The following is a 22,217-nucleotide window of genomic DNA, read 5'->3' on the forward strand; positions in this document are numbered from 1 at the left end:
TCCCTCCTTCGTATCTACAAGGCGACCGACAGCATCTTGCGTATCAGCAGCACCCCTGCCGCCTGCATGCACGCCGCCATGGCAAGCAGGGCCATACCGCGCGCATCGGCGAAAAACGGATCCAGGAACCCCGGGCTCACCGCCGACAAGACCGCAAGCAAGAACAGCGGCAACACGCCGACCATCTGGGCGGAAAGGCGCGCCTGCGCCGTCTGCACCCGCAGCGAGCGCCGCAAGTCGAGCCCGCGCACGATCGAATCCTCCGCCGCGTGGAGCACGGGCGTCGCGTTTCCGCCGCAGGAATACTGCACGTCGAGCACCATGGCGACGAAGCCGAGCTCTTCGATGCCTGCGTTACGATGAAAGCGCGCTAGCGCCTCATGCATCGGAAACCCCAATTCGATATCACGCGTCACCTGCACGAACGATTCCTTCAAAGGCTGATCGACCTCGTGCGCGACTTCCGCGAACGCCTGGGGAAGCGAAAGTCCTGCATGCAGGCACGCCTCCATGCAGCGCAAAGCATCGGGTACCTGGTCGCGAATCCTCTCGCGTTCCTTCGCCCCGCCCTGCGATACGGCAAGCGCCGCAGCGGCCGCAAAGCAGACCGGCATCAGAATCGCAGACGCGAGCGATTTGAATACGACGGCCGATACGGCCGCCGCCGCGATGCATGCGGCGACGCAAAGCGACATCACGCTTTCGGCCGTCGCATCCCACCCGCGCCTTCTGAGCAGCCCCGCAGCTTCGGAGGCCACTTTGCCGAGGCGGCGACCCTTCGTCGCGAAGCACGCGAGTTCTGAACAAGACGGAACGCCGTTGCGCACATAGTGGCGCAACAGCAACGCCGCCGCGTCACGCCGGTTTATTCCCGTCTCTTCCTTCGAAGTCGAGGCGCCCGCGACGGCCGCGGAATACGCCCGCGAAAGCCCTTGGCAGACGGACGCTCCCACGCCGGCCGCGCAGCAGAATCCACCGACGCACGATGCGCTTAAAAGCACGCCGCCTTCCATCGCGCCACCTCCCATTCGTCGACAAATCCCTGTTCGCATGCGTCGTCGAGCCACGAAGGACACGACTCCCACACTCCACGTTCGCTGGCCGACCTGCGGCGATACACATCGCGTATCCGGCACGCCGACGCCTTTCCGCGCTCCACCGATGCGATGGCGCTGACGAAACGTCCGCCGTCGCGCCCGCGAGAAACCTGGACCACCACATCGAGCGCGGATGCGATATTGCTCTCGATAACCTCGACGGGAAGGTCCATGCCGTATCGCACCATGGTCACCAGACGCATCACCATGTCGGCAGGCGAATTAGCATGCAGCGTGGTAAGAGACCCGTCGTGACCGGTATTCATGGCCGACAGCATGTCGAGCGCTTCAGCGCCGCGGCACTCGCCAACGATGATTCTGTCGGGGCGCATGCGCAGCGCATTGCGCACCAAATCGCGTATCGTCACCTCGCCGACCCCTTCGGCATTGCAGGCGCGAGACTCCATACGCACGACATGCGGATGCTCCGTGAACCTCAGCTCGGCCGAATCTTCGATCGTCACGATGCGCTCGTGCCGGTCGATCTCGCACGACAGCGCATTCAACATGGTGGTCTTACCGCTGCCCGTGCCGCCGCACACCGCCATGTTCTTGCGCGAAACGACCGCCCAGCGTAAAAGCCTCGCAACCGCTCCGTCGAACGAGCCGCGGCGCTGCATCTCCTCGAGCCGCATCGCATGCTCGGTGAACTTGCGTATCGTGACCGCCGGGCCGTCGAGCGAAATAGGCGGAATAACCACGTTCACGCGATGGCCGCTCGGCAAACGCGCGTCGACCATAGGGCTGCTTTCGTCGACGCGACGGCCCAGCGGAGCCAAAATCCTGTCGATAAGCGAGCGGAGCTGAGCTGCATTCGCGAACAAAGCGCCATAAGGCTCGATAACGCCGCGACGTTCGACGAACACGGCATCGATTCCGTTCACCATGATCTCGGTCACGCTTTCGTCTTCGACCAGAGGCTGAAGCGGCCCAAGACCGAAGACGATATCGAGCAGATCTCGAGCCAGGCGTTCTTTCGACTCGCGCGGACGGCTCGCCCATTTCGGCGTCGCGAACACCGTGCGCATCGCGCTTTTCAGTTCGCTGCGCGCCCGTTTCGGATTGTCGATCGCCAAAGACGCGAGCGTGTCGCCCGCGATGATGGAACCGACTTCGTCTTTCAGCTCGTCGAGCATCCAGACATTCGCGTCGAGAACCGCCCGTCCCCCTTCGAGCTGAGCGGCATCGACCCTTTCCATCAGCGTCATCGGCGGCCTCCTCGTCCGAACAGCGATCTGCGACGCTTCGATGCATCGGCTTTGCCACGCACCGCCTCCGCACGGCGCCCCGGCAATATCTCGGCCAAAAGCCCTCGGGCGTCGGCGACGAATGCGTTTTTCGAACCGACGAGCTCTTCGGGATATCCGGCGCCGAGCAGCTCGTCGACTTCCTTTCCGCCATCGGCCAGCTCGACCGCCCGCGCGCCGCGCAGAGCGCACGATACGTCGACCGCCGACAGCAGGCTTGCCTTATCGTGTCTGTTCACCGCGAAGGCGAAGCCCGTCGTCGCAACGCCGAGACGAGCGCACAGCTCGACGGCATGCACGGTCGCGCGCAAAGACGACGGCCTGCTATCCATCAAAAACACCACCGCATCCGCTGACTCGAGAATGCCCGCATGCCCATCGGACCAGAGCGAACCCGTATTCACGACGACCAGATCGAACGAACGTCTCAATGCCGCTGTGAGCACGACGGCTGCATCGGTCACCAGTTCCGACACTTCTATCCTACGCGGCGCCGCCACCAGAAACGGCGCGTCGCCCACAGACGAAGCCGCGCTTGCCAGGCGCGTCGGATTGTCTATCGCCTCTTCCACCCTTATCGGATTCGGCACGCCCAAAAGATAATCAAGATCGCCGAACTGAAAATCGGCATCGAACGCTGCCGTCCTCAACCCCGCCCGAACGCCGAGCAACGCAAAGACCGCCGCCAGAGTGCTCTTTCCGCATCCTCCCGTCCCCGATACCACGGCGACCACCGTTCCCGGCCCCTCGACCGTCGGAGCACCCGGCACCGAAAACGTCGGCCTGACCACGACGTCAAGCCCCTCGCAGTCTTGCTTGCCACCCTGCCGGCAAGACGATTGCGCTATCGGAGTCCCGCCCGAAAGCGCGTCGCCCGCGCATGACCGCATCGATGCGCCGCCCGCATCGCTACGGCGGGCCCCCTGAAGGCCGGAGCAAGTTGTCTGAACCACAGGAGACGCAACCGTTTCGACTGATCGGTCGAACTCGAAACCTTCGGCGTCGCACTCGACCGATAGACGAGAGACAAGAGCGTCGTCATCGTCTATAACACGCGTTCGAACCCCCGAATCGTCCACAGCGAGTCGAGGCTCGTCATCGATCGACCGGGCAGCCTCCCTCGTCGAAAGCGGCCCGCAATCGACCGGTTGCGATACATCATGAACGAGCGCTTTAGATCGCTCTTGGTCGACGCGACGACGAAGAGCATCCGATGCGACGACGGACCCGTAACGCCTTTCGAGCATCGCACACGACCACAACTCATCGATTTCCGCATTAGCGGCCCGACTTGCAAGCGATCCATTCTGCTCGTCAGCCACCAAATACACCCGTTTCCCCGGATCGTCGCGCTTAATTGCTGCCGCTACATTAATCGCATCCATATCGTCACACGAGACCACCCAGACCTCATCGATGTCGGGCGAAAGCCTCGCCCGCGCACGGCATTGCTCGGCTTGCGATTCGACGAGCACGCACGACGGACGCCGGCGAACGTCGCCCTTGCGTTCTGTCGAGGACGTCATCGATTTCGCGTCGGAATCGATGCAAAGCAGTACGCGTTTATCCATCGCTTTCCCCCTCCGTCGCCGTCTCTTCCTTCTTTTCAGCCGAATCCGCAACATCCTTCGTCGGCGCGAATTCATCCGCGTCGCCCTCCCTAGGGCTCTTCACCTTGACAGATAGCCCATCGTCCGTGTTACGTGTGCCGTTCGAAGACGATACGCTCTTCGCAGCGCCGTTCGTCGACGCGCTTTCCGAAGGAAGCGCAAAATACAGCTCGCTTTTCTGCGATGCCGTGATGACCTCCTCGACCATCGCCGGATCCAACGCAAGCGTCACCCATGTCACGTCTGATTTACGATTCGCATCCTTTTCCTCCGACGTCGTGCTTGTGGAAAGAACCAGCACCCGCGATGCCAACAGATCGGTCGCCGATCCCGAAACGGAATACACGTCGACCTTCGAGCCTGGGCGAAGCGAACCTCCCACGGCGGTAACCGCCTTGGAAGGAACGCTGATGGCGCATTTGCCATCGGGAACCTGCAGTGCGACCTCTTCGCGCTCGTCGAAACGATGCCTTAGAACCACCTCGCCTGCATAAATAGGGCTTGTTACCGGAAGCGCCGCAACGTCGGCATGGTCTGATATCGCATCGTCCGGCACCAGTTCGCTCAACCACAAACGTTTTTCAGCATTCGTCGTATCGAGCATGTCGCCGACGGCGATGTCATCGGTAGCGACAAGTATCTCGACTTGCTCCCCTCCATAGCGGGCCAACGCCTCCGAGCGCTCCTGATCGACGTCGGCACGAAGGTCGGCGGCGTATGCAAGGATGCCCGCAACGCAAAGGACGCCGCATAACGCCCCGATCGCTAAGTGAACACGACGCCGCATCGTCGAGCCTCCCTCCTTCATGCCGGGCGTCCATACGCCTCGGAACTTGCTTCGAATCGAATACCGATAGGCCCCAAACGATGGGCCGTTTGGGAACAATCCCATGATGAAGTAAGGATGCGGCTGATTTTGAGAAGGCGGCCCTGCAATATCCGGCCGAATTCAAACAGCTTTTCAGGCGCAAACCTTACCGCGATGCACCATGCATCCGATCGCGCAGATACAGCCTCGATCGGATCGGCCCGCAGAAAACAAGAAAGCCCCTCGCGATTATGCGAAGGGCTCAGAAACGCCTGATAAATGAAAAAACCGAAGCAAATTGCTTCGGTTTTCAAACTCATATGGTGGGCGATGAGGGATTTGAACCCCCGACCTTGTGCTTGTAAGGCACCTGCGCTCCCGCTGCGCCAATCGCCCATGGGTTCTGTATTATCCCATATTCGGAACCCTTTGTCACCTCGGAATCTCTCAGAACCTTTTCTCCATCCAGATATGGGGCTGTCCCTCATCTTCGTAATCGACCTCGCCGAAGCGAATATACCCCATGGCACCGTACCACGATTCGAGACGAGCCTGCGCATGCAGGCGGATAATACGTGCGCCCTGCTTCCTAGCCGCGTCTTCGCATGCTTCGACAAGCATGCCTCCTACGCCGCGGCCTCGAAACTCAGGCAAGGTCGCAACGCGACCGATGTAATAACACGACGGGTCACCATCATCGACAAAGCAACGTGCGCAGCCGACAGAAACACCGGCATCGAACACAACGACATGGATTGCTCGGTCGTCGATATCGTCGAATTCGTTCTCGTAGCCCTGCTCTTCGACGAATACCTTCGTGCGAATTGCGAATGCATCTTCTTTAGCGTCGTATTTCACTGCGATGTCGGACATGCCATCTCCGCTCTCTCGTAAGCCAATGTGCTCATCAGATTACCGCAAGATGCAAGCATTACGATGGGTTTTCCAGGACGGTTCCCGATGCGAACGACCTATATCGAACACGAGCCGCGAAGCGCGAACGCTTCATATCCTTATTTTCTCAATTGGACATCGTGAGCCCGACCTTTCGAAAGCCGCAAACGCAAAAAGACCCCGAACGTATCCGGGGTCTTTTTTTCCAGTGCGAGTGAACAGCCTACAAAATCATCATAGCGGCGGTGACGACCACGAGGCAGATTACAGCAAGAATCACCAGAAGCTTCCAAACCCACTTCAGCCAGGTGCCGTACTGGACATGCGCCACAGCAAGACCACCCATGATGGCGCCGCAGGTCGGGGTGAACAGGTTCACAAGACCGTTAGCAGAGCTGAAGATCATGACCATGGTCTCGACGGAGAAGCCGAGATTGGCAGCCAGCGGGCCCATGATCGGCATGGACACGGTAGCCATGCCAGAGCTCGACGGAATCAAGAAGGACAGAACCACGTAGAGCAACCAGGATGCCGGCGCGAAGATGAAAGCGGAAACACCCTGCAAAGCATTCGAGGCATTCAGCAGAATCCAGTCGGACATGCCGGTCTCGGCCATAAGGATAGAGATACCGCGAGCGAGAGCGATGATCATAACGACGCTCATCATATCGGCACAACCGTCAATGAACGCTTTCACAGTCTCGGATTCGGACAAGCCGCCAACAAAGGCAATGATCAAAGCAAGGACAAAGAACCAGCTTGCAGCTTCAACGAAATACCATTGGCCAAGAGGAAGACCGGTGATGACCTCGGACCATCCGAGGAACAGCGTCACGCCGAAATCTTCCCAAGGAATGAAGCTGATGACCATGATGATGAACGCGAGCGCGAACACGATCAAAGCACCCTTCTGACGACCAGTCAGAACAACTTCGCCCTCGATTTCATCTTTGCCGAAGCTCTCCTTCTCATCCTGCTGCTCCTGCAGAGAGAGAATGGTGGAGCCGCGATCCTTCTTGACCTTAGCAGCGTACTTCATAACGTAAACAATGGAAACTGCAAGGGTGGCGATCCAAAGAATGGCGCCCAGCATGATGATGGTGCCCTGGTTCACTTCAATGCCGGCATCGACCAAAGACGACACCGCAGCACCGACAGCGAAGGGATTGACGGTAGAACCGAGAACACCGCAGCCAGCGCCAAGAAGAACGACTGCGGAACCGACCATCGCGTCGAAACCTGCCGCATACATAGTTGCTGCAAGCAGAACATAAAACGGAACGGTCTCTTCGCACATGCCGTACGTAGTGCCGCCAATAGAGAACAGAATCATCAGGATAGGAATGAGGACAAGCTCATTGCCATGAAGCTTCTTCACCAGAACGGCAATACCGTTGTCGAGAGCGCCGGTCTTGGTCATTACGCCCAAGAAACCGCCCAGAATCATAACGAAGAAGCAGACCTCAAGCGCGCCGCCCGGGAACGTATCCGGATTGGCAGCGCTTTCGACAATGTCGGTAGGAGCGCCCGTAAAGCCATAGATAGGCGCCGTCAAAATATTGGAGAGAGACGCACCCGTCACGGTGCCGCCCGTCGCTGCAGCTGCAATCCAAGAAATAACAGCCAGCACGACAAGCAGGATAAGAAGGATACTGAATGAACTAATCGGATCCTTCTTCTTTTTAACGTTGTCAGCCATGATATTCCCCTTTCAAACGGGTATCCATGCGTTATGTCTCTTTCCTTCATAACGCATGGAATCCTGCTGGGAGCACCCCTACCCCCAGCAGGACTTTGTACCCTAATTAAGCGGTGATAACCGTACCGGTCTCACCAGCGAGCGCCTCTTTCGCGCGCTCGAGAGACGTGATGAGGGCCTTGCCTTCCGGATTGGCCTTCACGAAGGAGAGGCAAGCCTCGACCTTGGGCAGCATGGAACCCTTGGCGAACTGACCCTCCTCCATGTACTTCTCAGCCTCAGCGATCGTCATGGAAGCAAGTTCCTGCTGATCAGGCTTGTTGAAGTTGATGCAGACGCGATCGACGGCGGTCAGGATGACCAGCATATCGGCCTTGGCCTCGCCTGCGAGCAGAGCGGCGGAACGGTCCTTGTCGATAACGGCAGGAACGCCCTTGTAGCCGCCGTCCTCCTCGACGACGGGGATACCGCCGCCGCCAGTGGAGATGACGCACATACCGGCATCGACCAGGTTATTGATCAGCGGCAGCTCGACAATGCGAACCGGAGCGGGAGAAGCAACAACCCAGCGCCAGCCACGGCCAGCGTCCTCGACGTACTTGTTGCCAGTCTCTTCCATAAGCTTGGCGGCCTCTTCCTCGGTGAAGAAAGCGCCGACGGGCTTGGTGGGATCCTGGAACGCAGGGTCGGCAGCGTCGACGACCGTCTGAGTGACGATGGAAGCGCAAGCCTTGTCCATGCCGCGACGAGCGAACTCGCGCTGCATAGCCTGCTGCAGGTGATAGCCGATGTAACCCTGGCTCATAGCGCCGCACTCGGGGAAGGGAATGGACGGGGTGCCGCCCACCTTCGTAGCAGAGTTGTCGGTAGCGACCTTGATCATACCGACCTGGGGGCCATTGCCGTGGGTGACGATGACGTCGAAGCCCTCTTCGATGAGGTCAACGATAGGAGCAGCCGTGTTGTGAACCAGCTCGAGCTGCTCTTCGGGGGTATTGCCCAGGGCGTTACCGCCCAGGGCAATCACGAGACGCTTGTTAGCCATTTCAAATACCCCCGTCTTCTTACTTCAAGGTAGCGTACATGACAGCCTTGATGGTGTGCATGCGGTTCTCGGCCTCGTCGAAGACCTTGGACTGCTTGGACTCGAAGACCTCGTCCTCGACCTCCATCTCGGTGATGCCGAACTGCTCGGCCTTCTCGGCACCGATGGTGGTGTTGGTGTCGTGGAAAGCAGGCAGGCAGTGCAGGAAGATAGCCTCGGGCTTAGCCATGGCCATGACTTCCTTGGTGACGCGATAGGCCTTCAGGCGCTCGATGCGCTCAGCCCAGACCTCGTCGGGCTCGCCCATGGAAACCCAAACGTCGGTGTAGATGACATCGGCGCCGGTGCAGGCTTCCTTGACATCCTCGGTGAGGGTGATGGTGCAGCCATTCTCGGCAGCGATCGGCTTGCAAGCCTCGAGCACGTCGTCGGCCGGCATGTCGTCCTTAGGACCACAAGCGACGAAGTTCATGCCCAGCTTGGCGCAAACGACCATGAGGGAGCGAGCAACGTTGTTCTTGCAGTCGCCCATGAACACCAGGGTGCGACCCTTGATGTCGTAGTTGAAGTTCTCCTGAACGGTCAGGATGTCGGCGAGCATCTGGGTGGGATGCCACTCGGTGGTCAGGCCATTCCAGACAGGAACGCCGGCGTTAGCGCCGAGGTCCTCGACGTCGGTCTGAGCGAAGCCACGGAACTCGATGCCGTCATAGAAGCGGCCGAGAACGCGAGCGGTGTCCTCGATGGACTCCTTCTTGCCCATCTGGGAGCTGCCCGGATCGAGGTAGGTAACGCCCATGCCGAGGTCCATAGCGCCAACTTCGAAAGCGCAACGGGTACGGGTGGAAGTCTTCTGGAAGAGCAGAACGATGTTCTTGCCCTCGAGGTAACGGTGGGGCACACCTGCGCGCTTCATGTCCTTGAAGTTCTTGGACAGCTTGAGCAGGTACTCGATCTCCTCGGTGGAGAAGTCGAGAAGCCTCAGGAAGTTGCGACCGCTGAGATTGACACCCATGTTGTTATCCTTTCTTCCTAGAGACCAAACCCATATTGGTCTCTAAATGGCAATGAAGAACAGAAGAGTGCGGCCCCGCTTGAAAACGGGCGGGGCCGCGAAAATGCTTAGAGATCCTCGCGCTGGAAGGGCATGCTCATACAACGCGGGCCGCCACGACCACGGGACAGCTCGGCAGAGGGCATGACCAGAAGGTTGAGGCCTTCCTTGTAGAGAACGTCATTGGTGACGTTGTTGCGCTGGTACACCACGATGGTGCCCGGCTCGACGCACAGCGTGTTGGAACCGTCATTCCACTGCTCGCGAGCAGCAGCGATCGGGTCGCCGCCACCGCAGGGGATGAGCTTGATGCCGTCAACGCCGGTGGCGTACTCGAGAATCTTCTCGAGGGAATCAGTGTGCTCTTTGATGTCGACCTCGCCCTGAGTTGCGCCCTTGGTCAGCTCGAAAACGCGCAGGGTGCCCATGATGGCGGGGTGAATCGTGAACTTGTCGACGTCGATCTGAGTGAAGACCGTGTCGAGGTGCATGAATGCACGGCAGTTCGGGATATCGAACGCGAAGATCTTCTCGATCTCGCAGCCCTCGGTCTTCCAGAAGATATTCTGGGCGAGGATATCGATGGCAGCAGCCTGGGTACGCTGGGAGATGCCGACAGCCAGAGCCTTGTTGCTGAGGTTCAGGATGTCGCCGCCCTCGATGTGGGAAGCCGCATCGCGGCGGAACCACAGCGGGGTCTCGGCGTAGTCCGGGTGATACTTGAAGATGTACTTGCCGTACAGGGTCTCGCGGTTACGCGTGACGGCATACATACGGTTCAGGCTGACACCGTTGCCGACGCAGGCGAACGGGTCACGGGTGAAGTACAGGTTGGGCATCGGGTCGATGATCAGATCGCTCTCTTTGTCGCTATGAGCGCTGACCATGTCGTCGAGGGTGACGGAAGAAGCATGGGGCAGGTCGATTTCGCTCTTGGCGACGCCAGCCATGGTCTTCTTCACGAACTCGAAATCGTCCTCGATGGAGTTGAGATACTCACGGACGATACCGGGCATAGCCTGGCCCTTGATGCCAGCCTCCTCGATGTACTGATCAAGGAACTCTTCGCGAGCACCCGGATGAGCCTTGAAAGCCTCGGCGACGAGCTGCTCGAGGTAAAGAACCTCGGTGCCCTGCTCGCGCAGAATCTCAGCGAAACGGTCGTGCTCGGCCTGAGCAACCTCCAGGAACGGCACGTCGTCGAACAGCAGACGCTCGAGCTCGTCAGGAGGAAGGTTCAGCAGTTCGTCGCCAGGACGATGCAGGCAAACCTTCTTAAGCTTACCGATTTCGCTCGTTACATGAATACCCTTCATGTGAGCCTCCTTTTTCCTCTCTCTTGTCGGTCTTCCCAAATCCGACAAGACCATCATCGCCGCACGCAAAGGAAATTGCAAGCTGTTTTTTTATTGCACTGACCTGGCAAAACTCAATTTATTGCATCTTCTTTTCAATTTATCCAAAACGAAGACCGTTTTTAGGTCGATACCGGATAAATTCACGCTAATTTGAATCATATTTTTTCTACTACCAGGTTTCTAGCGATGCTTTCGGCACGAATATAAGCTTCAAGACGATTGATTATTGAAAATGAAACCTTCTTTATGAATATATGCATCAATTTCTTCGATGAAAACGGGTATTAATCGATTTTATTTAGAAATTTGCATTATTAAAAATGATAATCTCAATTATTGAGATTAATTTTGCATATTTATTATTTTCAATACATAAAATAAATGTAAGCCAGCGCTAATTTATGGCATTATTTCTATACGATAGATAGGAAAAAACGCGGACGGATTCCTGAGCGTCCCCAACGGCTTCTTGCGTCATATCTATGCGCATAAAAATAAGTCTACTCGACGTCAACATCATGTTGTTTTCTCGTAATATTCATTATATTGCATATATTTACAATAATAAGTCATCGTCTAACTGAAAAGCGCGGAATAGACGGCGATCGGCGGTCCGAAGACCCTGTACGACGTTGCTAATCGACGCTTTCAAAGGCGCACTCGACAGCATTCGATAAAGCGAACTCCTCGGCGGTCAAGATGATTCCCGACAGGCTCCCGGAGGCTACGGCACAAAAAAACGGCCAGCCATGGAAGGCCGGCCGCAAGACATGGTATGTAAAATAGAAAAGCCCCGATAAAGACAAAGGGTTCTGTTCCCCTCCTATTAACAGAACCCTTATCCTTACCGAAGCTTGTCGCCTCTGTAATGCACAACCAATTGTAACGCTTCGCATACGGAAAAGAAACTACCGATTCTCCAAACATGCGCGCAAAGACGCTGCTCAATCCCCACATACACCCGAGCATGGGATGAAGCCGCTCCGAAAACGCCCCTGAAACGCGAGCCGAGTGCGATTCGGGGCGAAAAAAACTAGAGCGGACGCCGCGACTCGATAGCACGGCCCAGCGTGATTTCATCGGCGAATTCAAGATCGCCTCCCACGGGAAGACCGCTTGCAAGTCGCGTCACCTCGATGCCCAGAGGCTTGATCAGGCGGGCCAGATACGCTGCGCTCGTCTCTCCCTCCACGTTGGGATTGGTGGCAAGGACGACCTCGCGCACATCGGCGTCGGCGAGGCGCTTCAGCAACTCTGCGATATGCAAGTCATCGGGCCCGATGCCATCCATGGGAGACAAGGCGCCTCCGAGCACATGGTACACGCCCGAAAATGCTGCCGTGCGCTCGATCGCTGCGATATCGCGCGGCTCGCTCACCACGCATATCACCGATTCGTCGCGCCTTTGAGAAGCACACACCTCGCAAAGCTCTCCTTCTGCGTAGTTGAAGCATCGCGAGCAGAAATGCACGGTGTTTTTCACCTCGACGATAGCATCGGCCAGACGAAGCACCGTCTCACGATCGGAGTTAAGCATCCAATACGCGATGCGCTGGGCGCTTTTGGGGCCGACACCCGGCATTCGCTCGAGTTCGTCCAAAAGCTTCTGGATGGCAGGAGCCGATTCCACGAGACGCCCGCTACATCAAGCCAGGGATGTTCATACCGCCGGTAGCGGCGCTGATACGCTGCGAGCCCTGGGCGGAAACGGCACGCAGGGCCTCGTTGACCGCAGCGGTCACGATATCCTGCAGCATCTCGACGTCGTCGGGATCGACAGCGGACGGATCGATCACGATGGACTGGATCGTCATATCGCCCTGAGCAACGACCTTGACCATGCCGCCGCCGGCAGTAGCCTCGGCGGTCATGGTCTTGATTTCCTCCTGCGCCTTAGCAAGCTCGGCCTGCATTTTCTGCGCCTGGCGCATCATTGCTTTCATATCCATGACGATTCTCCTTTTTCTCTTGGGGCTTCTCCACGTGCGCGGAGAAGCAGCGCAACCGTATGCGCATATATATAGGTAGAAAGACTAACACAATGACGCGCACAGACGCATCGGCTGCACGAAAGCGCCGGGCGCAGCCGCCGCCTGCGAGCACGAAGAAAGGCGTCGACGAATCGCCGTCGACGCCTTTGCTGCAAAAACTAACGCTCTTCTTTAACGTCCTCGAACGAAATGCCGAACGATCCGAAGATATCGGCCGCGTCCATGGCGCCGGCCGCAGAGACATTCTCGAGCTCTGACGCAGGTGCAGGCTGTGCAGCGCCCCCGATACCCGCAGGCATCGCACGCGAAGCGAACGGATTCGGGCGCGCGGACGGCGCCGCGGGTTCGGACGCCGAAGGCGCATCGGACGGCGCAGGTGAAACCTCGGCAACACGGTCGGGCACGGAAGCATCCTGTGGACGCGGAATCGGAGTCGGCTCCGGCGCGGAATCGACCTTCACGGCCGCTTCCTGACTACGTGCGTTCGGCCCCTTCTTCGTCGGCGCTTTCTTCGCATCGGCGATGCCGGGCCATCCCGTGGGCACGATCATGTTCTTGGCGCGTTTCTTAGGGGCCGACATGGAATCGAACCCAAGCTCTTTGCCTACGATATACGGATCGACCGGGTCGGGACCCTGAACCGAAAGATCGTAGGAAACTTCGGTCTCGGAGTCTTCAGAGGCGGCGGCGACTTCGGCAGGTTCAGGAGCAGGCGTCGGTTGAACGTTCGAAGAAATAGGGGCGACGGCCTGCGGCGCATATTCGACGGCAGCTACGGCGCGCGAAGCGGCCTCGGCCTTGCGCGAAGGACGAGAAGGCGCCTCCGCAGACCGCCCGATAGGCACAGGAGCAAGCGAGTCTTCATAGCCGTCCCATGGGGCATATGGCTCGACGTCAGCGTCGGAATACGGAACCATGTCGGCATCATCGTAGGGAACGACGTCATCGGCCGTATATACGGGCGCCTGCACAGCGGCAGGCGGCTCAGGCTTTGAAACCGTAGGCTGCGAAGCGCCGACAGACGCGGGAACGGAATCTGCAGCGCGCATGGCGGCCGCACGGGCCATTGCGGCGCGTGCGGGAGACGACGCGCCTTCTCCTTGCGTGATGGCGAACGGAACGGGCGCGCCGAACGCGCCTTCGAGCGATGCTGCGATCGCGGCCGAGATATCCGGCTTCTGCGCGGCCGAGTATGCAAAGCTGTTCTCGCGGGAGAACTCGATGAACAAGCCCTCTCCCCCGTCTTGCGCGACGATGCGCGCCGAAAGCATCAACGCGCCATACGCCGCACGGCGGCGCTTCAAATCCGCAATCGCCGCCTGCCACCCGCGCTGCAACGCGGACGGATCGCTGATCTTCGCCCGGATATCGTCCGACAAAGAACCAGCGGCCTGCTGCGACGAAGAAGGCGCGGGCGCAGGGGCCGCAGCAGGCACGCTTCCTGCGGGCGCAGGGGCTTTCGCCGCACGGCGCTGCTCGAGCTGGGCACGAAATGCGGCAGACCTATCGACGGCTTCGGAAGCGCGGGCGGGAGCGGGCGCCTCCGATGCCGCGAGAGCAGGGGCCTCCGCGGACAGCGGTCGATATCCGCTCGCCACGGGCGGAACGGATGCAGGAGCTACGACACGAGACTCCTCGACACGCGACGAGCCCTGTGCGTTTCCTGACGTCAGGACGGCCGCAGAGCTCGATGCGGCAAACGACCCCGAAGCCAGCGCGGCCTCGAGCGTCGCCACGCGCGCGGCAAGCGCGTCGAGCGTCAAGTCGCTTTCGGGGCGAACCATACGCGTCAACGCGATTTCGAAAGAAAGGCGAGGATTGACCGAGGAGCGCAATTCGGCGCTCAGGTCGCCCAGAACACGCAGAATGTACGCGAGGCGATCGGGACCGAATGCGGCCGCCTCTTTCGCCATCGCGGGGCGTGCCGCCTGAGGCGCGTCGAGCGCGACGGCGCCGTCGGTCAGGGCAAGAATATACAAATCGCGCACGTATCCCGCAAGATCGCGCGCAAAACGAGCAAGGTCGGCACCCGTTTCGACATACTCGGACACCCACGTGAAGCATGCAGCGGCATCGCGCGCGGCTATCGCGTTCACCACCGTGGACATGTCATCGGTATCGATGGACCCCAGCACGCTTTGCGCCACCTCGACGGTCACCGTGCCGCCGCCGAACGCGATCAGCTGCTCGAGCGCGGTAAGGGCGTCGCGCATGCCGCCCTGGGCGCGATGGGCGATCAAGTCGAGTGCGTCGCCTTCGAATTCCACGCCTTCCGCCACGCAAACGGCTCCCAGGCGCGAAACGATCTCGTCGTTCGAAAGGCGGTGGAAATCGAAGCGCTGACAGCGAGAATGGATGGTTTCGGGAACGCGCTGGGGGTCAGTAGTGCACAGCACGAACACCACGTGACTCGGCGGCTCTTCGAGCGTCTTGAGCAGCGCGTTGAACGCCGCGGTAGACAGCATATGGACTTCGTCGATGATATATATCTTGTAACGCCCGCGCGTAGGCGCGTATTGAACGCGCCCGATGATTTCCTCGCGCACGTTCTCGACGCCGGTGCGACTTGCCGCGTCGAGTTCGCTGACGTCGGGATGCACGCCGTCGGCGATGGCGAGGCACTGCTCGCACGTTCCGTCGGGAGACGGCGTCGGCCCGCCTTCGCACAAAAGCGCCTTCGCCAAAAGGCGCGCCGTGGTGGTTTTGCCCGTACCGCGCGGTCCGCAGAACAAATAGGCGTGGCTCACCTTGTCGGATTCGATGGCGTTTTTCAGCGTGCGCTCGATATGGGTCTGTCCCACGACGTCCTCGAACGTCTGAGGGCGGTATTTCCTATACAGTGCTTCTGACATGGCGCCTCGTCTCCGCTTCCCCGCAGCCGTCGCATCCGGCTGCATTTCCAGTTTCGGCCATTATAGAAGAAGGCGGATTCCGCCGCGCATATCCCACAGAACGGGTGGAAGCACAGCCGCGCCGGCGGCTTCGAACCCAGGGGCCACGCAGAGCATGAGAAAGCCCCGCACGTGGCGGGGCTGAAGAATCTGGAGCGGACAACGGGACTCGAACCCGCGACCCCAACCTTGGCAAGGTTGTGCTCTACCAACTGAGCCATGTCCGCATATGCAAGGCGAAGCGGTATTGTACCGGATCGAAGGCTACTGATCCTGGGATTTTTTCTTTTTTCGCGCATTCATACCGGCCTTCACCGCGCCGATGATGGCAGGCGCGACCGACACGGCGACGATGCCGAGCACGATGAGCTCGAAATGTTCCTGGACGAAGGGAATGCCGCCGAAGAAATAGCCCACCAGGACGAACGAGGTGACCCAGGCGAAACCGCCGATCGCATTGAACAGCGTGAATTTGCCGAAATTCATATGGCCCGTACCCGCGATGAACGGCGCGAACGTACGGAAGAACGGCATGAAGCGCGTGATGACGATCGTAAGACCGCCGTATTTCGCGAAGAAATGGTCGAGCTTGGCCATGCGTTCAGGCGTAAGGGCCTTGACCTTGCCCGAATCGATGATGCGCGAGCCGAAGAAACGAGCGATCCAGTAGTTCGAGGTATTGCCCAGAATAGCGGCCGCATAGAACACGAACAGCGTGGCCCAGACATTCAACCCGCCGCCGTCGGCCGAGAAGACGCCCGCCGCGAACAGCAGAGAGTCGCCAGGCAGGAACGGGAAGAAGACAAGGCCCGTTTCGACGAACACGATCAAAAACAGAGGGCTGTACACCCAAAAAGGACCGAGCGCCACGATCCAGCCCGCGATGGCGGCACGCGGATCGGACAACAGATCGAGGAAGAACTGAATGATTTCCATAGAAGCCTTTCGGATGGGCGGCTTGCAGGCCGCATAACAATGAGGACAACCGCGAAAAAAGGCCGTACACAAGACGGCCTGAGACATCCCGGTTCGCGCAGCGCCATTTCGGCGTCGTGCGCAAGGCGAGAGGTCTCAGGCCGTCGCGGCGTCGACATTGCACCGGCGTATGCCGGCTCAGTTGCCGCGGATAGGCATGGGCGCTCGTCAGCGGGCCCTTATGGCTGCTTCCTCCCGGACCTGACCAGGTTCGAACCATGGCGCCGCCCAGGCCCATCCGCGGCACTGGTTGCGACATCGGAAGTATACCCGAAATAGGCGCATCGGAAGAGAGCGTCACGAAACCGTCATTTGTGGAACATCCCCTTCGAGATGCGATGCTTCCCGCACAACGGAGAGCGCGCGAAAACGCGAAAAGGCGACGGCCCGAAAGCCGTCGCCCATAAAGAGTTTCACATGCCGACGTATGCGCCTAACCGATGCCGCCGTAGAAGATGCCCAGCACGATGACCACGGCGGTAATGCCGACGAACAGGTATTTCGTCATAGGCTCGAACCATGCGCCGAGCTTTTTCTCGCGGCCGATCTGCGCCTGCTCTTTGGCGAAATGCTTCGGGCAGACCCAGAAGAACATGATCGCGGCCAGCAGCGCGCCCAACGGAATGGCGTAGATGGAAACGGCATCCATCCAGGCGCTCACCGCATCGCCGCTCTCGATGAACACGCCCACGCCGAACGCGATCGCGGCCACGATGGCCACGGCGCCCCAACGCGGAAGATGCAGCTGCTCCTGCAGGGCCTCGATCGGCGTCTCGAACAGGTTCACCAGGCTGGTGATCGCCGCGCAGGCGACGGCCAGGAAGAACACGAAGCAGAAGATGCCGCCCGCGGGCATTTCCTGGAACACCTGCGGAAGCGCGATGAACATCAACGGAGGACCGGACTGCGTGTCCAGGCCGAACGCGAACACGGCGGGAACCACGATCATGGCGGAAAGCACCGCGGCGAGCGTCGAGAAAATCACGACGTTTTTCGCGGACGAGACCACATCGACGTCCTTCTTCAAGTAGCTGCCGTACACGAGCGTGCCGCTGCCTGCCAACGACAGGCCGAAGAACGCCTGCCCCAGCGCGAACACCCACGTCTGCGGGTTCGCAAGCGCGCTCCAATCGGGGACGAACAGGTATTTGTAGCCTTCGAAGGCGCCGGGCAACATGGCCACGCGCACCAGCATGATCACGAACAGCACGAAGAATAGCGGCATCATAATCTTGTTCAAGCGCTCGATGCCGCGCGAGATGCCCAACAGCATGACGGCGAACGTGATGACGAGCGCCGCCGCATGATAGCCGACACTGCCGAAATCGCTGGCAAGGCCGCCGAAATACGCGCCCATGTCAGGCACCTGCAGCAGCGTGCCCGTGCCCGATGCGAGCAAGTACTTCAAGAACCAGCCGAGCACGACCGAATAACCGATCGCGATGCCGAGGGAACCGAGCGTAGGGATGGCCCCGATGACCTTGCCCAGCGGTCCCGAATGCTTGACCCCGCGCATTTCGAGCGCTTTGGAAAACGCCCCCATGGGGCCGGTGCCCATAGCGCGGCCGAAGGCCATCTCGCCGATGACGCCGGTCAGGCCGAGCAGCACGACGAAAATCAGATACGGAATGAGAAACGCCGCGCCGCCCATTTCGGCAACGCGGTACGGAAAAAGCCAGATGGCGCTCATGCCGACGGCCGAGCCGATGCAGGCGATGATGAACGCCGTGCGCGACGTGAACGAATCGCGCGAAGAGGATGATGTTGCCATGCGTTGAATTCCTTCCATAGAGCCCCGATATTCGGGGAAGATCCGCCCTTGCGGGCTCGAAAAAGGGCCCCGGTCGCCCGGAGCCCTTCGTTCATTCGATGAGAAAACGTGACGAAAGCTCGCGATCGACCGACCGGTTACAAGCTACGCCACCACCATGCCCGAGAAGAAGCGATCGAAGAGAACACGTTGAATGCCTGGTTCATTATTACGACTCCTTTCGGACGGTCATGCGTCGGATCCTCCGACGCTGCTCTGTGGAAACCGGAACGACGATGATTGCGTCGCATTTCCGTATGGCGGCACTTTATCACAACATAGTGGCCGACAACGCGGCAAATACCCATATTCTCGGACGCTCGGTCGAACGGAACGGACGGCCGACGACGCATGACGGCGCATTCCCCCTCCGTGTGACGAAAGTAACGGAACGATGGCGTATTAGCACTCTTGCTTGTAGAGTGCTAAAAAGGATTCTATAGTGCATCTCGTAAACAGAAACGACGAGCGGATGCAAGCATATCCCGCAACGAGCAGACCCTTACGAGAAGGCATCCGCCCCACAGACAGGAGATGACCATGATGCTGGTTCCCGCACGCAAAAACGATTTCTTCGCCGACTTCCTGAGCGACCCCTTCGACGTTTTCGGAGGCCGCCCGCAGCCCAAGCAGGCCATGCCTGCCATGATGAAGACCGACATCAAGGAGACCGAGAAGGCCTACGAGTTCGATATCGACCTGCCCGGCTTCAAGAAGGAAAACGTCCACGCAGAGCTGCAGGACGGCTACCTCACCATCCAGGCAAGCACCGAATCCGAAAGCGAAGAGGAGTCCGAAAACGGCACCTACCTGCGCAAGGAGCGCTTCACCGGCAGCTGCCGCCGCAGCTTCTACGTCGGCGAGGACATCTCCGAGGACGACATCCGCGCCAAGTTCGAAGACGGCATCCTGCGCATCGTCGTGCCGAAGAAGGAGCTTCCCGCCCCCGAAGACGCCAAGAAGCTCATCTCGATCGAGGGCTAGCTTCCGAACCGTCCATCCTCTCCACCTTCTATGCAGTACACGAAAAAAGAGCCGATCGGCTCTTTTTTCGTTATGCGCTCTTTCGTTTTCGGCATCACGAAAAACGCCTATCGCTCGCGCGCGAGGATGCGGTCGACGAGGTAGCCCTCGCGCACGCCATTGCTGCAGACATGCAGACCCATCGCGTCGAAATCGTCGAAAAGCTCCGTCAGGATAGCCAGGCCGCAGGCGATGGTGTGCACGCGCTCGGGAGCGATATGCAACACCGCATCCAAAAACGCGCGACGGCGCTCGAACATGTCCTCGACCAAGCGATGTACGTCCTCGTGCGTCATGTCCTTGTCGGATACGCCGCCTTGCAGATGAGCGTTCACCTCGGCCAAAGCACGAATGCTTCCGCCGACGCCGAACAGACGACGCACGCGGTGCTCGGCCATACCGTGCGCATCGGCTTCGAGCAGGGCATGCACTTCGCCCTGGATGGCCGCGAACTCGGCTTCGGTCGGCATGATGTCGGAGACATGACGGCGATACGACGAGAGCGAGCCAAGCGGAAGGCTCGCGCGCATGACGTCTTTGGAGTCGGCGACCAGCGTGACCTCGGACGAGCCGCCGCCGATATCGACCAGCACTCCGTTGACCAGTTCGTCTTTCGATGACGCGCCGACAAAGCCCAGATGGGCCTCGTCTTCTTCGGATAGAAGCGCAATCGAGCAGTCGGCCATGTCCTCGATCGCCGCAATCGCTTGGGCGCTGTTGTCGATATTGCGCAGCACGGCGGTGGCGAATACGTCGACGCGCACGGGTTTCAGATACGCCGCACGCTTCAGGCATTTCTTCACGCATTCGGCCGCGACCTCGATGCCCTCTTGCGACAGCACGCCGTCGAGCACATACGCCGCCAGACCGGCCATGCTTTTGCGATTCACGATCGTCTTGAATTTCTTTCCGTCGGCGGAAACGTCGTACACGCACAGGCGGACCGTGTTCGAGCCAACGTCGATGACGCCGTAATTCATAACGCGACCTCGCTATCTCAGAAGAAAAGCCCGCAAGGCGAGCTTTTCGTTTCAATACGATTGTCTCAGTATAGTCGGCCACGAGGCCGATGCCGGCGACGTATGTAAAGCCCGCGTCAAATCATGCGGTGCGAAACGACCGGGAACACGAAATGCGACCTATCGCTGCAGCCCGCGCAGCAACTCGATTTCCTTCGCGTAGCCCGGCAATTCATTCGGAGTCTCCAAGATGAACGGCAGGTCGCGCAAGGCGGGATGGTTCACGATGCGTTCGAAGGCCTCGATACCGATATAGCCTTCGCCGATGATTTCATGACGGTCTTTATGCGCCCCGCACGGATTCTTGCTGTCGTTGATATGCACGGCGCGAAGACGGTCGATGCCGAGCACGCGATCGAATTCCTCCAGCACGCCGTCGAGATCGTTCACGATATCGTAGCCCGCATCGTGCACATGACACGTGTCTAGGCACACGCCCATATGGTCGGACAGCTCGACGCGGTCGATGATCGCCGCCAACTCCTCGAAGCTGCATCCGACCTCGGTTCCCTTGCCCGCCATGGTTTCGAGCAGCACCGTCGTTGTCTGTTCGGGCTCGAGCACCTCGTTGAGCACCCCTGCGATCATGGCGATACCCGCTTCGGCACCCTGTTTGACATGGCTGCCCGGGTGAAAGTTGTAGTAACTATGCGGCGTGAACTCCATGCGACGCAAGTCGTCGGCCATGGCTTCGCGCGCGAACTGCCTGGCATGGGGTTTATCGGAGCAGCAATTCAACGTATACGGCGCGTGCGCGACAAGCGTTCCGAACGATTCGGCCTCCATCCACGCCTTCAGTTCGGCGGCATCCTCGGGATCGATCGCTTTGGCCGAGCCGCCGCGTGGGTTGCGCGTGAAGAACGCGAAGGTGTTCGCCCCGATCGACGAGGCGGCCTTGCCCATGGCGAGAAAACCCTTCGAGGAAGAAAGATGGCATCCGATGGTAAGCATGACCTATCCGCCCCTTCCGCAGTGTAATGGCACCCATAACGTAACATTGAGCGCCTGGCATTATAGCGCAGCGGACGCGACGCTCTTGCACGAACGGCGCAGCTCCATAGGACACGAAACGCCTCGGTCGAAAACCACAACGACCCATGGGCGAATCGTGTACGAGACCCCTTCAACCTGACGATTCGTTGACGAACGCCTCACGCAGACGCAACGATTCGCACGCGCCGCTTGAAGCGCGTAGCGTTGCAGCGCATAGTGGACGCATCGACGAAAGGACGGATCATGAAAACGACGAACTCTCCTGTATCCGAGGCGTACGTCATCGAGCGCGACGGATCGAAAACCGCCGTGCCCATCGGATTCGCCGATGAAAAGCCCCGCACACGCCGCGCCTACTCATACTCCTCCCCATACGGACCGAGCTCTTCGGCCCGAAACGTCTACGCGAACGGCGGCACGGCCGCCATGCCACGTCGAGGATTGCACCTAGGACGACGCGCGCTCGGCATACTGTTCATATTGATCGGACTGCCGATGCTGATTTTGCCGGGTCCGGGCCTCGCCTTGATCGGCCTGGGCCTTCTGATGGCCGTCATGCCGTAACGGCCGACCCTTCCCCAGCCCCATCCTGCGACGCTTTTTTCGTAGCGCGCCGCATATACGAAAGAACCCGCCGATTGAACTAGGCCCCAAAAGTGCAAAGGACCCCGTTTTCTGAACGGCAAAAGAAGTGAATCAAGCG

19 protein-coding genes, 2 tRNA genes and 1 other RNA gene are annotated in these 22,217 nt (G+C 59.4%); 2 read left to right on the forward strand and 20 right to left on the reverse strand.

Translation table 11 applies throughout. The features are described from left to right. Positions 1-14: 14 nt before the first annotated feature. The 18 genes from Q6E04_RS07695 to Q6E04_RS07780 form a co-directional block, all read right to left on the reverse strand. Positions 15-1,028, reverse strand: a complete 1,014-nt coding sequence (locus tag Q6E04_RS07695) for a type II secretion system F family protein (protein WP_303250199.1) — start codon at positions 1,026-1,028, stop codon at positions 15-17. Beyond that, on the reverse strand, positions 992-2,305 hold the full coding sequence (locus Q6E04_RS07700; RefSeq protein WP_303250200.1) for a CpaF family protein: 1,314 nt from the start codon (positions 2,303-2,305) through the stop codon (positions 992-994). Before Q6E04_RS07700 ends, Q6E04_RS07695 begins: the two co-directional genes overlap by 37 nt. After that, positions 2,302-3,915, reverse strand: coding sequence for a hypothetical protein (locus tag Q6E04_RS07705; RefSeq protein WP_303250201.1), 1,614 nt, complete (start codon positions 3,913-3,915; stop codon positions 2,302-2,304). The genes Q6E04_RS07700 and Q6E04_RS07705 overlap by 4 nt, the downstream gene beginning before the upstream one ends. Then, positions 3,908-4,741 carry a Flp pilus assembly protein CpaB gene (gene cpaB / locus Q6E04_RS07710; protein ID WP_303250202.1) on the reverse strand — a complete coding sequence of 278 codons (834 nt, stop codon included), beginning with the start codon at positions 4,739-4,741 and terminating at the stop codon, positions 3,908-3,910. Before cpaB ends, Q6E04_RS07705 begins: the two co-directional genes overlap by 8 nt. A 17-nt stretch (positions 4,742-4,758) precedes the next feature. Beyond that, positions 4,759-5,082 (reverse strand): hypothetical protein, encoded by a 324-nt coding sequence (locus tag Q6E04_RS07715; RefSeq protein WP_303250203.1) that lies wholly within the window; start codon positions 5,080-5,082, stop codon positions 4,759-4,761. A gap of 1 nt (position 5,083) precedes the next feature. Beyond that, a tRNA-Val gene (locus Q6E04_RS07720) sits at positions 5,084-5,158 on the reverse strand. 51 nt (positions 5,159-5,209) lie between these two features. Then, entirely contained in the window at positions 5,210-5,635 is a 426-nt protein-coding gene (locus tag Q6E04_RS07725; protein WP_303250204.1) for a GNAT family N-acetyltransferase, read from the reverse strand. A 244-nt stretch (positions 5,636-5,879) separates the two neighbouring features. Next, a complete protein-coding gene (locus Q6E04_RS07730) occupies positions 5,880-7,355 on the reverse strand; it encodes a YfcC family protein (RefSeq protein WP_303250205.1) in 1,476 nt (491 codons plus the stop codon). A 106-nt stretch (positions 7,356-7,461) separates the two neighbouring features. Beyond that, positions 7,462-8,400: a carbamate kinase gene (gene arcC / locus Q6E04_RS07735; protein ID WP_303250206.1), complete on the reverse strand. Its 939-nt coding sequence runs from the start codon at positions 8,398-8,400 to the stop codon at positions 7,462-7,464. Between the two features lie 19 nt (positions 8,401-8,419). Further along, a complete protein-coding gene (argF, locus tag Q6E04_RS07740) occupies positions 8,420-9,415 on the reverse strand; it encodes an ornithine carbamoyltransferase (protein WP_303250207.1) in 996 nt (331 codons plus the stop codon). Positions 9,416-9,522: 107 nt separating this feature from the next. Continuing rightward, complete coding sequence (gene arcA / locus Q6E04_RS07745; RefSeq protein ID WP_303250208.1) at positions 9,523-10,770, reverse strand: arginine deiminase; 1,248 nt, start codon at positions 10,768-10,770, stop codon at positions 9,523-9,525. A 1,075-nt stretch (positions 10,771-11,845) separates the two neighbouring features. Next, a complete protein-coding gene (gene recR, locus Q6E04_RS07750) occupies positions 11,846-12,442 on the reverse strand; it encodes a recombination mediator RecR (protein WP_303250209.1) in 597 nt (198 codons plus the stop codon). A 10-nt stretch (positions 12,443-12,452) separates the two neighbouring features. After that, a complete protein-coding gene (locus tag Q6E04_RS07755) occupies positions 12,453-12,761 on the reverse strand; it encodes a YbaB/EbfC family nucleoid-associated protein (protein WP_303250210.1) in 309 nt (102 codons plus the stop codon). A gap of 200 nt (positions 12,762-12,961) precedes the next feature. Further along, positions 12,962-15,655: a DNA polymerase III subunit gamma/tau gene (gene dnaX, locus Q6E04_RS07760; RefSeq protein ID WP_303250211.1), complete on the reverse strand. Its 2,694-nt coding sequence runs from the start codon at positions 15,653-15,655 to the stop codon at positions 12,962-12,964. Positions 15,656-15,845: 190 nt separating this feature from the next. Then, a tRNA-Gly gene (locus Q6E04_RS07765) sits at positions 15,846-15,921 on the reverse strand. Between the two features lie 37 nt (positions 15,922-15,958). Continuing rightward, on the reverse strand, positions 15,959-16,630 hold the full coding sequence (locus Q6E04_RS07770; protein ID WP_303250212.1) for a VTT domain-containing protein: 672 nt from the start codon (positions 16,628-16,630) through the stop codon (positions 15,959-15,961). Positions 16,631-16,815: 185 nt separating this feature from the next. Further along, an RNA gene (gene ffs, locus Q6E04_RS07775) (signal recognition particle sRNA small type) lies at positions 16,816-16,909 on the reverse strand. 193 nt (positions 16,910-17,102) lie between these two features. Further along, positions 17,103-18,440 carry a sodium-dependent transporter gene (locus Q6E04_RS07780; protein WP_303250213.1) on the reverse strand — a complete coding sequence of 446 codons (1,338 nt, stop codon included), beginning with the start codon at positions 18,438-18,440 and terminating at the stop codon, positions 17,103-17,105. Positions 18,441-19,019: 579 nt separating this feature from the next. Here Q6E04_RS07780 and Q6E04_RS07785 point away from each other — a divergent pair. Further along, positions 19,020-19,463 carry an Hsp20/alpha crystallin family protein gene (locus tag Q6E04_RS07785; RefSeq protein ID WP_303250214.1) on the forward strand — a complete coding sequence of 148 codons (444 nt, stop codon included), beginning with the start codon at positions 19,020-19,022 and terminating at the stop codon, positions 19,461-19,463. 107 nt (positions 19,464-19,570) lie between these two features. On the opposite strand, the gene Q6E04_RS07790 is transcribed toward Q6E04_RS07785, so the two are convergent. Both Q6E04_RS07790 and Q6E04_RS07795 read right to left on the reverse strand, forming a co-directional pair. Next, positions 19,571-20,482 (reverse strand): exopolyphosphatase, encoded by a 912-nt coding sequence (locus tag Q6E04_RS07790; RefSeq protein ID WP_303250215.1) that lies wholly within the window; start codon positions 20,480-20,482, stop codon positions 19,571-19,573. A gap of 159 nt (positions 20,483-20,641) precedes the next feature. Continuing rightward, positions 20,642-21,472: a deoxyribonuclease IV gene (locus Q6E04_RS07795; protein WP_303250216.1), complete on the reverse strand. Its 831-nt coding sequence runs from the start codon at positions 21,470-21,472 to the stop codon at positions 20,642-20,644. 285 nt (positions 21,473-21,757) lie between these two features. On the opposite strand from Q6E04_RS07795, the gene Q6E04_RS07800 reads away from it, so the two are divergent. Further along, complete coding sequence (locus Q6E04_RS07800; protein ID WP_303250217.1) at positions 21,758-22,078, forward strand: hypothetical protein; 321 nt, start codon at positions 21,758-21,760, stop codon at positions 22,076-22,078. Positions 22,079-22,217: the final 139 nt, after the last annotated feature.

The organism is uncultured Slackia sp. (assembly GCF_959608125.1).
GTDB lineage: Bacteria > Actinomycetota > Coriobacteriia > Coriobacteriales > Eggerthellaceae > Slackia.